Source organism: Thermomonospora umbrina (assembly GCF_003386555.1).
GTDB classification, from domain to species: Bacteria; Actinomycetota; Actinomycetes; order Streptosporangiales; family Streptosporangiaceae; genus Thermomonospora; species Thermomonospora umbrina.
Genome location: NZ_QTTT01000001.1, coordinates 1 through 14017 on the forward strand (window position 1 = coordinate 1; position 14017 = coordinate 14017).

Annotated in this window: 11 protein-coding genes and 6 pseudogenes; 5 read left to right on the forward strand and 12 right to left on the reverse strand. The window is 72.6% G+C overall.

Features of this window, described 5'->3' with window-relative positions; all coding sequences use genetic code 11:
• The 4 pseudogenes from DFJ69_RS00005 to infC all read right to left on the reverse strand — a co-directional run.
• A pseudogene (locus DFJ69_RS00005) lies at positions 1 to 579 on the reverse strand (TrmH family RNA methyltransferase); the annotation flags it as partial.
• Between the two features lie 105 nt (positions 580 to 684).
• Positions 685 to 977 (reverse strand): annotated as a pseudogene (rplT, locus tag DFJ69_RS00010) (50S ribosomal protein L20); the annotation flags it as partial.
• 70 nt (positions 978 to 1047) lie between these two features.
• Positions 1048 to 1234: pseudogene (gene rpmI, locus DFJ69_RS00015) on the reverse strand (50S ribosomal protein L35).
• A gap of 274 nt (positions 1235 to 1508) precedes the next feature.
• A pseudogene (gene infC / locus DFJ69_RS35150) lies at positions 1509 to 1879 on the reverse strand (translation initiation factor IF-3); the annotation flags it as partial.
• 568 nt (positions 1880 to 2447) lie between these two features.
• On the opposite strand from infC, the gene DFJ69_RS00025 reads away from it, so the two are divergent.
• Entirely contained in the window at positions 2448 to 2702 is a 255-nt protein-coding gene (locus DFJ69_RS00025) for a hypothetical protein (RefSeq protein ID WP_245973872.1), read from the forward strand.
• 525 nt (positions 2703 to 3227) lie between these two features.
• Positions 3228 to 3581 carry a hypothetical protein gene (locus tag DFJ69_RS35160; RefSeq protein ID WP_245973873.1) on the forward strand — a complete coding sequence of 118 codons (354 nt, stop codon included), beginning with the start codon at positions 3228 to 3230 and terminating at the stop codon, positions 3579 to 3581.
• 101 nt (positions 3582 to 3682) lie between these two features.
• Here the strand turns inward: DFJ69_RS35160 and DFJ69_RS00030 are convergent.
• From DFJ69_RS00030 to DFJ69_RS00065, 8 genes and pseudogenes are all read right to left on the reverse strand, one after another.
• Positions 3683 to 4500: pseudogene (locus DFJ69_RS00030) on the reverse strand (shikimate dehydrogenase); the annotation flags it as partial.
• Positions 4501 to 4746: 246 nt separating this feature from the next.
• A pseudogene (locus tag DFJ69_RS35165) lies at positions 4747 to 5661 on the reverse strand (endolytic transglycosylase MltG); the annotation flags it as partial.
• A complete protein-coding gene (gene ruvX, locus DFJ69_RS00040; protein ID WP_116020571.1) occupies positions 5658 to 6128 on the reverse strand; it encodes a Holliday junction resolvase RuvX in 471 nt (156 codons plus the stop codon). The gene ruvX and the pseudogene DFJ69_RS35165, both read right to left, overlap by 4 nt.
• A gap of 127 nt (positions 6129 to 6255) precedes the next feature.
• Entirely contained in the window at positions 6256 to 8925 is a 2670-nt protein-coding gene (alaS, locus tag DFJ69_RS00045; protein WP_116020572.1) for an alanine--tRNA ligase, read from the reverse strand.
• Positions 8926 to 8927: 2 nt separating this feature from the next.
• Positions 8928 to 9236: a DUF6167 family protein gene (locus DFJ69_RS00050; RefSeq protein ID WP_116020573.1), complete on the reverse strand. Its 309-nt coding sequence runs from the start codon at positions 9234 to 9236 to the stop codon at positions 8928 to 8930.
• Between the two features lies 1 nt (position 9237).
• Positions 9238 to 9663: a DUF948 domain-containing protein gene (locus DFJ69_RS00055; RefSeq protein WP_116020574.1), complete on the reverse strand. Its 426-nt coding sequence runs from the start codon at positions 9661 to 9663 to the stop codon at positions 9238 to 9240.
• A 271-nt stretch (positions 9664 to 9934) separates the two neighbouring features.
• Positions 9935 to 11320 carry a replication-associated recombination protein A gene (locus DFJ69_RS00060; RefSeq protein ID WP_116020575.1) on the reverse strand — a complete coding sequence of 462 codons (1386 nt, stop codon included), beginning with the start codon at positions 11318 to 11320 and terminating at the stop codon, positions 9935 to 9937.
• A 10-nt stretch (positions 11321 to 11330) separates the two neighbouring features.
• A complete protein-coding gene (locus DFJ69_RS00065; protein ID WP_170177487.1) occupies positions 11331 to 12035 on the reverse strand; it encodes a phosphatase PAP2 family protein in 705 nt (234 codons plus the stop codon).
• Between the two features lie 255 nt (positions 12036 to 12290).
• Here DFJ69_RS00065 and DFJ69_RS00070 point away from each other — a divergent pair, with 255 nt between their 5' ends.
• The 3 genes from DFJ69_RS00070 to DFJ69_RS00080 all read left to right on the forward strand — a co-directional run bounded on the left by DFJ69_RS00070 (position 12291) and on the right by DFJ69_RS00080 (position 13969).
• The gene (locus tag DFJ69_RS00070) at positions 12291 to 12680 is read left to right on the forward strand and encodes a hypothetical protein (protein ID WP_170177488.1); all 390 of its coding nucleotides are present in this window, start codon (positions 12291 to 12293) and stop codon (positions 12678 to 12680) included.
• 69 nt (positions 12681 to 12749) lie between these two features.
• Positions 12750 to 13343, forward strand: a complete 594-nt coding sequence (locus DFJ69_RS00075; RefSeq protein ID WP_116020578.1) for a thioredoxin-like domain-containing protein — start codon at positions 12750 to 12752, stop codon at positions 13341 to 13343.
• Positions 13340 to 13969 (forward strand): DUF305 domain-containing protein, encoded by a 630-nt coding sequence (locus tag DFJ69_RS00080; protein WP_116020579.1) that lies wholly within the window; start codon positions 13340 to 13342, stop codon positions 13967 to 13969. The genes DFJ69_RS00075 and DFJ69_RS00080 overlap by 4 nt, the downstream gene beginning before the upstream one ends.
• Positions 13970 to 14017: the final 48 nt, after the last annotated feature.

A 14017-nucleotide genomic window follows, 5' to 3' on the forward strand; every position in this document is an offset into this window, starting at 1 on the left:
GCGGCCAGCACCGTCAGGCCACCGTCCCGCAGCGCGGGGATCAGCTCGTCGAAGCGGGGGCGACCACCACGGGAAGGTGGAAGAGACTGCCCGCCGAGGCCCGTACGCACTTGCCGTTGTAGGGGTCCACCGAGGCGTCGGTGAACACCGAGTCCGACCCGGCGGCGTCGGCGGTGCGCAGCACGGTGCCCGCGTTGCCGGGTCGCGGACGTGGGCGAGCACGGTGACCAGCCGGGCGCGGGGTCCAGCGCCCGGGCGAGGGGGACGTCGACGAAGCCGCAGACGGCCAGCAGGCCCTGCGGCGTGACGGTCTGCGCCAACTCGGCCATGACCTCGCCGCTGACCCGCAGCACCGGCACGTCCGCGCGCTCGGCCGCCGCGATCAGGTCGGCGTGCCGGGACTCCGCCTCGGCGGTGGTGAACAGCTCCGTCAGCACCCCGGGAGTTCCAGCGCCTCGCGCACGGCCTGCGGCCCCTCGGCGAGGAAGCGGCGCTCACGGTGCCGGAACGTGCGCTTGGCGAGCCGGCGCGCCGACTTCATCCGGGCGACCGGATGGACGTCAGCTCACGGCCCGCCATGCTTCCCGCACTTCCCGTCCGGGACCTTCTGACCGGCGATGCTAGGCGGCCTTGGAGTCCTGCGCCGCAGCGACTCCTTGGCCAGCTCGACCTTGAGACCTCGGGCTCGTTGACCGCCAGCTCGGCGAGCGCGCGGTCGACCTCCAGCTCGGCGGCCTTGAGGCCCTGGATGACCGGTTGTAGGTCATGCCGTTGGCGCGGGCGGCGGCGTTGATGCGCTGGATCCACAGCCGGAACTGGGCGGTCCTTGCGGTCCCGGTAGGCGTAGGTCATCGAGTGAGCATCTGCTCCTTGGCCTTGCGGTACAGCCGCGACCGCTGGCCGCGGTAGCCGCTGGCCCGCTCGAGGACGACCCGACGCTTCTTGGCGGCGTTGACAGCCCGCTTCACACGTGCCACGTGTCACTCTCCTTTGCGCGAGGCCGGATCCGGTGGGCCCGGCCGTGGATGTCGAGGTTCGAGGTGATGGCTACTTGCGAAGCAGCTTCTTGATGTTCTTGGCGTCGGCGGGGGCGACCACGACTGGCCGTCCAGGCGCCGCTTGCGCTTGGTCGGCTTGCTCGCTGGTTGCGGTTGGCGCGGCGGCGCGTCACCTTGCCGGAGCCGGTCAGCCTGAAGCGCTTCTTGGCACCGCTGTGGGTCTTTGGTCTTCGCATTCGTCTCCTCTGGACGTCCGGGCGCGGGGCGTGCGTGATCGGGGCGCGCATCGGCGCATCGTGCTGATCCCGCCCTGCCGGGCCCGGTCATGACGGACGGTCCGGGCACGACGTCGCCGGACGACCTCAGGTCCGCGCGACGGCCCAGGTGGCCGCCGCGGGCTGCGCGCGCGCCTGCTCGCCGGCGCGCGCGCTCGCCCTTGGCCTCGGCCTTCTTCTTGTGCGGACCGATGACCATGATCATGTTACGGCCGTCTGCTTGGGCCGCGACTCGACGAAGCCGAGCTCCTCGACGTCCTCGGAGCCGCGACAGCAGCCGGAAGCCGAGTTCGGGGCGGGACTGCTCACGCCCGCGGAACATGATCGTCACCTTGACCTTGTCCCCCGCCTTGAGGAACCGCACCACGTGACCCTTCTTGGTCTCGTAGTCGTGCGGGTCGATCTTCGGCCGGAGCTTGATCTCCTTGATGACCGTATGCGCCTGGTTACGCCGCGCCTCGCGTGCCTTCATCGCGGACTCGTACTTGAACTTTCCGTAGTCCATCAGCTTGGCCACGGGGGGACGCGCGGGGGCGCGACCTCCACGAGGTCGAGATCGGACTCACGGGCCAGTTCGAGTGCCTTGACGATGGGGACGATGCCCACCTGTTCGCCGTTCGGACGACGAGCCGGACCTCGGGCACGCGAATGCGGTCGTTGATACGCGGTTCGGCGCTGATTCGGACCTCCTTGGGGCCGTCACTTCTGGTCGTGGTTCGTGCCGACCGGCGCGGGGGGCTCTCATGCGAAAAGCCCCCGCACGAACTCAACACTGCGGGGCCAACCAATCGAGTCGGCTTCGGGCGGAACGACACCCGCCGAGACTCGGCGAACGGTCACGCGGTCGACCTCGCGACGCGTACCGCCCACCGGAACCGATGACCCTCCAGCCTGAACGGCCGGACAGGTGGATGGCCTCCACTGAGCACCACCGGGGGCGAAAGCCTCCGGGTCGGTCAGCGAGTAAGACTATCCAAGTTCTTTCGTCCACCCTACCCGCATCGACGCCTCGGGCGCGCGTCACAGACCGCGACGCCCTGGCGCGATTGCAACCTACCGACGATCGATATATATACACGGGTTTCATGAGCAGTGCGATGCAGGAACCACCTTCCCTCATCCTGACCGCAGCTGGCCCGACCGGCCACTGCACGGCTACGGGATCATCAACGACGTGGCCGGATCTCGACGGACGGGCCCGCTGCGCGCCGGGACGCTCTACGCGCCTCGACCGGCTCCAGTCCGACGGCCTGGTGGCGCCGGACCACGAGGAGGTCGTCGAGGGCGGCTGCGCCGCTACTACCGCATCACCCGGGACGGCGCCGCCGCCCTGTCGCCCGAGGTCGACCGACTCCGCCGACGCGCCGAGGTCGCCGCCCGCCGCCTGGCCGCCCTGCGGCCGGCCGCCGCCAACGCCTCCCCCGTCTGATCGAGGAGACTCGACGTGAGCGCACTCGAACACCGATACGCAGGCTGCTGCGCTGGTACCCGGCGACCACCGGAGCCGGCACGAGGAGGAGATGCTGGGCGTCCTGCTCGCGTCGGCGGATTCCGGCGCACGCGGCCGGCCGCCCGGGACGCGGCCGACCTCCTCGGCGGGGCCCTGCGCATCAGGTTCCGGCGCCTGCTGCGGCCCTCCCCGCAGGAGTGGCGGGACGGGGTCGCGCTGGCCGGCGTCGTGGGGGCGCTGCTGGTGACCGTCGTCCACGTGACCGCGATCCATCGGGGCCCTCGGGGCCGAGCCGCCGGACGTCGCGCTGTACACGGCGACGGCCGCGCTTCCGGTGGCGGTGCTGGTCCTCGCACTGCGCGGGGCCCGCCGGCCGCCGCGCTCGCGGCCTGGGCGCTGGTCGCGACGCTGACCGTCGACGCGACCCTCGCCTCACCGACGACACGCTTCTCAGCGCCTACGAGGGCCTCCGGCAGACCCTCGGCGTTCAGGAGCGCCCTCCAGATGCTCCTGCCGGTGGTGTCCGCCCTGCTGCTGTCCGTGCCCACCGACACCCGCCGGGCCGTCGAACTGGCGGGCTCCTGGCGACTGATCCGGTTCGGGGTGGCGAGCGCCGTGGTCGTGTACGTCGATCTGTGGCTGCTGTTCCTGGGTGTGCTGCCGCCGGCGTTCTTCGCCTACTGGGCGGGTCGGGCCGCGCCGCATGCGGCGGGGAGGGTGGCCGTGGTCATCCTGGCCGTTCCCGTGGTGATGTCGGCCCCCGGGACGACGGTGGTTCGACATCGGAATGATCTGGGGGTTCGGGTGGCGATCGAACCGCTGCTCCTGCTCGTCCCGCGGTCCTGGTCTTCGTTCTGACGGCGATGTGGGACGGTGCGGCGCGATGCGCGCCCGGTCCGGACGCTGGGGCGACCGCCGCCTGAACGAGGATCCTCAGTGCGGGTCGTCGCGGGAGGCCGTTGGGCCTCCCCGGCGGCCCGCATCGCTCGACCGGGACGTCCTGGCGGCCGGTCATCATGGCCACCTGCCGCGCGGCCTGGTGCAGCAGCATCGGGAACCGCCGACCACCGTGCCGCCCGCGTCGCCCACGGCGCGGGCCAGCGTCGTCGGCCACGGGGCGTACACCACGTCGAACAGCGCGGCCCCCGACCGGGCGACGAGCCCGGCGTACGGGTCGGCGGCCGTGCCCGGCAGGGTGGAGACCACCAGGTCGGCGGGCAGCGCGTCCGGCAGCGCGGCGAGGGTGAGCACTTCGACGGAGAGGCCGAGCCGCTCCCCCACGGCGCGGGTCTCCTCCGCCCTGGCGGGGGTCGCGGACGGCGAGGGTCGCGGCGGCGAGGCCCAGGTCGCGCAGCGCGGCCAGCGCGGACGCGGCGGTGGCCCCCGCGCCGAGCACCACCGCCGAGCGCGGCGCGGTCACCCCGACCTCGGTCAGCGCGGCGACGATGCCGTACACGTCGGTGTTGTCGGCGATCCGGCGGCCGTCGCGCAGCACGATCGTGTTGGCGCCGCCCACCGTCGACGCCAGGTCGGACACCTCGTCGGCCAGCTTCAGGGCGGTGCGCTTGAGCGGCATCGTCAGCGAGAGCCCGGCCCACTCGGCGCCCAGGCCGTCCAGCAGGGGCGCCAGGCCCTCCTCGTCGCACTCGACGGCCTCGTACGTCCAGCCCGTCAGGCCCATCGCGGCGTACGCGGCCCGGTGCAGCACCGGCGACAGCGAGTGCGCGATCGGCTTGCCCAGCACCGCCGCCCTGGTCGCGCGGAGATGGCCGGTCATCCGCCGCCGTTCTCGCGCAGGTAGTCGTTGAGCTTGTCGCGGAGCCGTGTGAACTCCTCGTCCGTGGTGGCGAACTCGGTGATCTTGTTCTTCGGGTCGGTCGCCACGAAGAACAGCCACGTCCCTCGGCGGGCTCGAACACGGCATCGATGGCCTTCTCGCCCGGGTTGGAGATCGGGCCGGGCGGCAGCCCCGCGTGTTGTAGGTGTTGTACGGACTCTTGGACTTGATGTCCTCGTTGCTCGCCACGATGCCGAACTTCTTCAGGCCGTACAGCGTGGTGCTGTCGAACTTGAGGTACATCGGGGGGTCGTGCTCGAACCGGTTGTAGATGACGCGGGAGATCTTCGGCATATCCGAGGGCCTGCCGCTCTCCGCCTGGATGAGGCTGGCCATCGTGATCACCTTCTGCGGCTCGAGGTTCGCCTCCCGGGCGCGCTCCTCCAGGCCGATGTCGTCGGCGACCTTCTTGAACCGGTCGACCATCGTCTTGAGGATGGACTCCGCGGTGCCCTCGGGATCCAGGTCGTAGCGACCCGGCCACAGGTAGCCCTCCACCTCGCCGTCGGCGTAAGAGGGCAGGTCCAGCGCCTCGGGCTTGGCGACGACGGCCTCGTACTCCTCCTTCGGGATGCCGGTCCTCTTCACCAGCTCCTTGATCACCTGGGAGACCCGCAGCCCCTCGGGGAGGATGATCTGGTTGCCGGCGCGGGACTTGGGGTCGAGGAGCAGGGCCAAGGCGGCGGTGCCCGACATCCGCTTGCGCATCGCGTAGTAGCCCGGCTGGATCTCCGACGACCGGGAGTCCTTGTTGGCGGCCCGGACGTAGGCCTTGCTGCTCTTGACGACGTCCGCGTCCTCCAGGCGTCGGCCGATGGCCTGGCCGGTGTCGCCCTCCATGATCTGCACGGTGACCCGGCCGGCGCCCTCCCCCGTGTAGTCGGGGGTGGACAGCCTCTTCTCCAGGGCGGCCAGGCCGAGGAGCCCGCCGCCACCGAAGACCGCCACCAGGAACGCCAGGGAGAACATCACCGCGGCGCGGCCGTTCATCCGCCGGCGGCGCCGGCGCTTGCGGGCCGCCCCCTCGGGGCCGCGCCGGGCCTGTGGCCGGTCGGCGGGGGCTCCATGGCCGGGTTCTTCGAAGAGGTCGAGATCATTCATGAGCGTCCTCGGACGGTCTCGCCGGGCGGGCGTCCCGTCTGGCGTTCCCCATCGAGCGCCGCCTGCAACAACACCACGGCGGCGGCCTGGTCGACCACCTGCCGCCGTGCGCGGCCGCGCACCCCGGACTGCCGCAGACCGGTCTCCGCCGTGACGGTGGTGAGCCGCTCATCGTACAGCCGGACGCCGTCGGCGGGCAGCCGGTCCGTCAGCCGGGCGGCCAGCGCCTCGGCGAACCGCCGCGCCTCGGCGGCGGCGGGGCCGGAGCGGCCCGACAGGGAGGTGGGCAGGCCGACGATCACCTCGACGGCCTCGTACTCGGTGACCAGCTCGGCGAGGCGGTCCAGGTCGCCCTTGCCGCGCCGAACGGTCTCCACGGGGGTGGCCAGCACGCCGCCGGGGTCGCTGCGCGCGACGCCGATGCGGACGCTGCCCACATCGACGCCGAGGCGGGCCCCGGGCCTCACGGCCGCCTCACCCCTCCGCCGGACCGGCGGCGGGGCGGGGCCGGCGACCGGTCCGCCGGATTCCCGAAGGCACAAGATCCAGCCACATACCGAACAATACGGCCATGCCGCCGAGCGCGGTTCGTGATCACGCGGACCCGACTGCCCGTTCGACGGCGGCGAGCGCGTCGCCGATGGCGGCCGGGTTCGCCCCGCCACCCTGGGCGAGGTCGTCCTTGCCGCCTCCGCCGCCGCCGAGCGTCTTGGCCGCCACGCCCACCAGCGCGCCGGCCTTCAGGCCGCGCTCGCGGGCGCCTTCGGTGACCGCGACCACCACGACGGGCCGGTCCTTGGGCACTCCGGTGACCATCACGACGGCGGGCCGGGCCGCCAGTCGGCCGCGCACGTCCACGGCGAGCCTGCGCAGGTCGTCGGCGCCGGTGCCGTCGGGGGCGCGGTGCCCCACGTAGGCGACGCCGCCGACGTCCGCGGCGCCATCGGCCAGGGACCCCGCCACGGCCAGCACCTGCGAGGACCGCAGTCGCTCCAGCTCCTTCTCCGCCTCGCGGAGCCGTCCGACGATCCCGGAGACCCGCTCGGGCAGCTCCTCCTTGCGGATCTTGAGCTGCTCGGTGAGCTGGGCGACCAGCACGCTCTCGCGGGCCAGGAAGCGGAAGGCGTCGATGCCGACCAGTGCCTCGACCCGGCGGACTCCCGCGCCGATGGACGACTCGCCGAGCACCTTGACCAGCCCGAGCTGCCCGGAGCGGGCCACGTGGGTGCCGCCGCACAGCTCGCGGGAGTAGTCGCCGACCTCGACGACCCGGACCTCGTCGCCGTACTTCTCGCCGAACAGGGCGAGGGCCCCCATGGCGCGGGCCTCGTCGATGGAGGTGTGGAACGCGCGCACGTCCAGGTCGTTGACCAGGACCTCGTTGACCTCGTCCTCGACGTCGCGCAGCATGGTCGGCGAGACGGGGCCGGTGCTGGTGAAGTCGAACCGGAAGCGGCCGGGCGAGTTCTCCGAGCCGGCCTGGGCGGCGGACTCGCCGAGCGCCCGCCGGAACCCGGCGTGGACCATGTGGGTGGCGGTGTGGGAGCGGGAGATCGCCCGCCGCCGCTCCACGTCGATCTCGGCGAACGCCGCGTCGCCGGTCTGGGCCTCGCCGCTGCGGACCCTCCCGCGGTGGACGATCAGCCCGGACAGCGGGGCCTGCACGTCGTGAACCTCGATCTCGGCCCCGTTGCCCAGCCGGATGAGGCCGTGGTCGGCGAGCTGGCCGCCGCCCTCGGCGTAGAACGGGGTGCGGTCGAGGACGACCTCGACCTCGGTGCCCGCGCCGGCCGCCGGGACGGAGACCCCGTCGACCAGCAGGCCGACCAGCCGGGCCTCGCCGCTGACGTCGTTGTAGCCGGTGAAGTCGACGCTGCCGCCGGACAGGTCGAGGAGGTCGCCGAGCACGGACACGTCGAGGTTGCCGGTCTTCTTGGCGGCCGCGTCGGCCTTGGCGCGCTGCCGCTGCTCGTTCAGCAGCCGGCGGAAGCCGTCCTCGTCGACCGTCAGGCCCTGCTCGGAGGCCATCTCCAGGGTGAGGTCGATCGGGAAGCCGTAGGTGTCGTGCAGCGTGAACGCCTGGGTCCCGGCGAGGGTGGGGCGGCCGGAGCGCTTGGTCTCCTCCACCGCCGCGTCGAAGATGGCGGTCCCGGTGCGCAGGGTCTGCAGGAACCTCTCCTCCTCCGCGTCGATCACGGTGTGGATGTTGGCGGCGGTGCGGACGAGGTCAGGGTACTGCTCGCCCATCGCGCCGACCGCGACGGCGGTCAGGTCGTGCATCAGCCCGGCGTCCTCGCCGCCCAGCAGCCGCAGGTTGCGGATGGCGCGGCGGAGGATGCGGCGCAGCACGTAGCCGCGGCCCTCGTTGCCGGGCATGATCCCGTCGGCGACCATCATGGTCCCGGCGCGCACGTGGTCGGCGATGACCCGCAGCGACACGTCGGCGCGCCGATCGCGGCCGTACTTGGAGTGGGTCAGCTCGGCGGCGCGGTCGAGGACCTTCCAGAGGGTGTCGGTCTCGTAGATGTTGTCGACGCCCTGGAGGATGGCGGCCATCCGCTCCAGGCCCATGCCGGTGTCGATGTTCTTGGCGGGCAGGGGGCCGGAGATGTCGAAGTCGACCTTGGTGCGGACCGCGGACAACTGCTCCTGCATGAAGACGAGGTTCCAGACCTCCAGGTAGCGGTCCTCGTCGACGACCGGGCCGCCCTCACGGCCGTACTCGGGGCCCCGGTCGTAATAGATCTCCGAGCACGGGCCGCCGGGCCCGGGAACGCCCATGTGCCAGTAGTTGTCGGCCAGCCCGCGCCGCTGGATCCGCTCGGTGGGCACGCCGACCTTGCGGTGCCACAGGTCGGCGGCCTCGTCGTCATCGAGGTAGACGGTGACCCACAGGCGCTCCTCGGGGAAGCCGAACCCGCCGTCGGCCTCGGAGCGCGTCAGCAGCTCCCAGGCGAACGGGACGGCGTCCTCCTTGAAGTAGTCGCCGATCGAGAAGTTGCCCAGCATCTGGAAGAACGTGGCGTGCCTGGTGGTCTTGCCGACCTCGTCGATGTCCGGGGTGCGCACGCACTTCTGGGCGCTGGTCATCCGCGGCGACGGGGGGGTCCGCTGGCCCAGGAAGTACGGCTTGAACGGGACCATCCCGGCGGGGACCAGCAGCAGGGTGGGGTCCTCGGCGACCAGGCTGGCCGAGGGCACGACCGTGTGCCCCCGCTCCTCGAAGAACGTGAGGAAACGGCGTGCGACCTCTGCCGACTCCATGATCAGTGGCCATCCTTGTCTTCGTCGATAACGGTGTAGGGCGCTCGGAGGATCCGGCGGGGCCGGGAACCCTCGGGCTCGGGGGGGTGCCGGTCCATCTCGATGGCCTCGCGCAGCTCCGCCTCGCGGGCGAGGGTCTCGTCGCGGACGTCGCGGGCGAAGGCCCGCATCCGGTCGCCGGCGCCGAGGGCCCCGACGGCGGCCCGGCCCGCCAGGCTCTGCGGGGTGAGCCGCCGCGCCACGCGGGTGGCCTTGCGGGTCGCCCAGACCCCGGTGCCGGCTCCGACGACCAGCCAGAACATGCGTCTCATCTCACCGGCGCCCCTTGCCGGAGGCCTGACGGAGGGCACGGCGGGCGGGCGGCTCGGGCCGGGCGGGCGGCCGCTCGGCGGCCCGGTTGCCCAGCGCCTTGCGCACGCCGTAGGAGAAGGCCGCCGCCTTGACCACGGGGCCGCCGAACACCGTCGACATCACCGTGGTGACCGCCGAGACGTTCTGGGTGACGCCGGCGACCTGCCGGGTGATCACGTCGGTGCGGCCGAGCTGCTCGTTGGCGCGTCGCACGGTGCCGGCCATGTCGTCCAGCAGGGGGCCCGCCTGGTCGGTGAGGTCGCCGACCAGCTCGGCGGTCTCGCCCAGGAGCCGGGCCAGCCGGAGGAGGGCGTAGGCCAGGAAAGAGACCAGGATGGCCCAGAACAGGGCCACGATGAGGGCCGCCAGCTCGCCACCAGTAAGCATCCGGGTGTCCGTTCGCGTCGCCGTCCGTCTTCGGGCCAGGTGCGGTGTTTCGCAAGACCATACCGTGGGTACCCGTGCCGGCCGAACCCGCTTTTCCGGCCGTGCGGGGTGCGCCGGCCGTCCCGCTCTACCCGCCTGCGGGGTGCGCCGGTCCCGCGTCCGCCGTCCCGCCCCACCCGCCGGCGGTATGTGCCGGTCCCGCGTCGGCCGTCCTGCCCCATCCGCAGGTTAGCCGGTCGCAGGGACGAAGGACCGCCCCCGCCCCGGGGTGTCACGGGGCTCGGTCGTCCCCACGACCGCGCAGGACGGCGCGGATGCGTTCCAGCACGTCGGAGAACCTGGCCTCGGCGCCGTGGCGTGTCGGACGGTAGTACCGGCGGCCCTCCACGGCGTCGGGCGCGTACTGCTGCCGGACGACCCCGCCGGGATGGTCGTGGGCGTGCTGGTAGCCGACGCCGTGTCCGAGCTTGGCGGCGCCCTTGGAGTGCGCGTCGCGCAGATGGGCGGGCACGGGACCGGCCAGCCCCTTCTTGACGTCGCCGATCGCCTCGCCGATGGCGGTGATCACGGCGTTGGACTTGGGCGCCAGCGACAGGTGGATGACCGCCTGGGCCAGATTGATCCGGGCCTCGGGCAGCCCCACGAACTCCACGGCGTGCGCGGCGGCGGTGGCGGTCTGCAGGGCGGTCGGGTCGGCCATGCCGATGTCCTCGCTGGCGTGCACGATGAGCCGCCGGGCGATGAACCGGGGGTCCTCCCCCGCCTCCAGCATCCGGGCCAGGTAGTGCAGCGCGGCGTCCACGTCGCTGCCCCGGATGCTCTTGATGAACGCGCTGATCACGTCGTAGTGCTGGTCGCCCTCGCGGTCGTACCGGACGGCGGCGCGGTCCACCGCCTTCTCCAGGACGTCCACGCCGATGGCCTCGCCGTCCGCGGCGACCAGGGCGGCGGCCTCCAGGTAGGTGAGGGTGCGGCGGGCGTCGCCCCCGGCCAGCCGGATCAGGTGGTCCTCGGCCTCGGACGTCAGCTCGACCCGGCCGCCGAGACCCCGCTCGTCGGCCAGGGCGCGGCGGACCACCTCGCGCAGGTCGTCCTCGCCGAGCGGCTCCAGGGTGAGCAGCAGCGACCGGGACAGCAGCGGGCTGATCACGGAGAAGAACGGGTTCTCCGTGGTGGCGCCGATGAAGGAGACCCAGCGGTTCTCCACGGCGGGGAGCAGGGCGTCCTGCTGGGCCTTGTTGAAGCGGTGGACCTCGTCGACGAACAGGACGGTCTGCCTGCCGGTCATGCCGAGCTCGCGCCGGGCCAGGTCGATCTCGGCGCGGACCCGCTTGACCCCGTCGCTGACGGCCGAGACCTCCACGAAACGCCGTCGGGTGACCCCGGCGACGACGTAGGCCAGGGTGGTCTTGCCGGTGCCGGGAGGGCCCCACAGGACCAGCGACATCGGCACGTCCCGGTCGACGAGCTGACGGATGGGCGTGCCGGGGCCGAGCAGATGCGCCTGCCCGACCACCTCGTCCAGGCCCGAGGGCCGCATCCGGACGGCCAACGGCCGCTGCGCCTCGGGGACGCCGGCGGCCTCGGGCCGCCGGGCGCGCTCGTCTGCGGGCTCGTCGAAGAGGCTCTCGGCCTGCGCTGGATCGACGCTGGACATGTGTTCGAGGCTATCTCTCCGCGGCCGCGCCCTCGGCCGGCGCGGCGACGGACGCGGGCCTCCAGCGGGCCGGGGACTCCAGCCGGAGGGTGAGCCACAGGCACAGGGCGATGATCGCCCCGCCGACGATGCCGTCGAGCCAGTAGTGGTTGGCGGTCAGCACCACGATCAGCGTCGTCGCCACCGGGTGGGCCACCGCCGCCCACCGCCACCGCCCGCCGCCGTACCGCACGACGCCCCAGGCGATCAGCACGGCCCAGCCGACGTGCATGGAGGGCATGGCCGCGAACTGGTTGGACAGCCCCTCGCCGGGCGGATGGGCGTACGCGCTGGGGCCGTACACGTTCATCAGGTCGATCATCCCGGCGGACGGGAGCAGGCGCGGCGGGGCCAGCGGGTAGAGGGCGTGCAGCGCCATGCTGAAGGCGAGCGACAGGATGATCGCCGCCCGGACCCGGGGCCAGGCGTCCCGATGCCGCCACCAGATCCACGCCAGGAAGACGGCCGTCGCCGGGAAGTGGACCTTGACGTAATAGTGGTTGGCGGTCGTCACCCAGCCGTCCCAGCGCAGCGCCCGGTCCTGAAGGGCGGCCTCGTCGGGCAGGAACAGGGCCCTCTCCAGGTCCCAGACGGCCCGCGCGTGGGCCATCGCCTCCTCCGGCCGGCCGTCCACCAGATGTCGGGCCCAGCGGTACAGCATCAGTGTCCCGATCATGAGGACGACCTGTCCCAAAGTCGCCGTCACCAGGCCGGCCCTCGTTCTCCCCCGCATCACCCCATCCTGGTGGCCTCGCGAAGCGGACCCGATGGGTCGCGAGGATGGTTCGGGCGTCCCCACAAGGTTCGGGGCGAATCGGACTTCAGGGGGATCGACCAAGCCCGTTCCTGTGCTATTCAAGGGTCCGGGAAATGTCCCCCTTCGTTCCGACTCGGAGAGCCCGCGGGAGTGACCGGCGTGAGAGTGACCGGCATGCGTGGCCGTGTGCCCCATGGGGTCGCGGGCATGCTCGTCGTGCTCTTCGCGCTCGCCGGGGTGGCCTTCAGCTACGGGATGGGCGGCCACGCCCCGCCGTACGCGCTGTGCGTGGTCCACGCCGCGGCCTCCGCCGACGACCCGGCGGCGGGGTCGGTCCTCCTCGGGCCGGACCGGGCCCACCTGCCGCTGGACCTGCCGGGGCCGCCGCAGGACGACGTGTGCCTCTCCCTGGCGGTGCTGCTGACGCTGATGGTGCTGGCGCTGGCCTCGGCGCCGCGTCCCGCCGCCGTGCGTCCGCGCCGGTTCGGGTGGACGCTCGGCCCGCCGTCCGCCGCGATCCCCCGGTCCCGTTCGCTCGCCGTCCTCCAGGTGCTGCGGCTGTGACGTGCGCCGCCGTGCGGCCCGTCGGCCGTACGACCGTCGTCCTCCAGTCGTCACCTTCAGGGAGCACCCATGTCCAAGAGCGCGAGAAACCGCAACAACCGCCAGAACCCGCTGACCCAGAGCGGCCCGCCCTGGGGCACCATCGCCTTCTTCACCGTGATCGGCGTGATCGTCGTGGCCGCCATCGGCTTCGCCGGCTGGCAGGCGTTCAAGCCCGCCGAGAAGATCGCCGGGCTGGTCGAGAAGGACGGCCTGGAACGCACCCACGTCGAGACCCCGGTCACCTACGAGACCAATCCGCCCATGGGCGGCCCGCACAGCGCCATCTGGCAGAACTGCGACGGCCGGGTGTACGACCAGCCGCTCAAGAACGAGAACGCCGTGCACGCGCTGGAGCACGGCGCGGTCTGGATCACCTACCGCCCGGGGCTGTCCGCCGGTGACGTCGACAAGCTCAAGAACCGCGTCGAGGGCACCGACTACACCCTGCTGAGCCCCGTGCAGGGCCAGAGCTCCCCGATCGCCCTGACCGCCTGGGGCAAGCAGGTCAAGGTGGACAAGGCCGACGACAAGCGCATCGGCGAGTTCCTCAAGGCGTACGTGAAGGGCCCGCAGACGCCCGAGCCCGGCGCGGCCTGCTCCGGCGGCAAGGACACGCCTTGACCGAGGCCGCCCCGGACCGGCAGCCGCGAGGACGCAGGGTCTCCCTGATCCTCGCGGCGCTGGTCGCCGCCGTCGCCGCGGCGGTGGCCGGTCTGTCCCTGTCGGGCCCCGACACCCCGGGGCCCGACAGCGCCGAGGCGGGCTTCGCCCGCGACATGAGCACGCACCACGCCCAGGCGGTGCGGATGTCGTTCCTCGTGCGCGACGCCACCGAGGACGCGGAGGTCCGGCTGCTGGCCTACGACATCATCAACACCCAGTCGGCGCAGATCGGCATGATGACGGCCTGGCTGGACCTGTGGGAGGCGCCGAAGGTCGACCCGGGCGGGGCGATGCGCTGGATGTCCGGGCACGGCGGTCACGGCGGGGGCGGGACGATGCCGGGCATGGCCACCCGTGAGCAGCTCAAGCGGCTGGAGACGGCCCGGGGCGAGGACGCGGAGGCGCTGTTCCTGCAGCTCATGATCGCCCACCACCGGGGCGGGGTGTCGATGGCCCAGGCCGTCCTGGCGCGCACGGACCACGACCACGTGGAACGGCTGGCCCGCTCGATGGTCGACGGCCAGAAGGCCGAGATCGACCTGATGAACGGGATGCTCCGGAAGCGGGGAGCGCCCCAGGTCTGAGCACCGGTGGCCCCGGCCCTCCGCCACGGGAGGGCCGGGCACCGGATC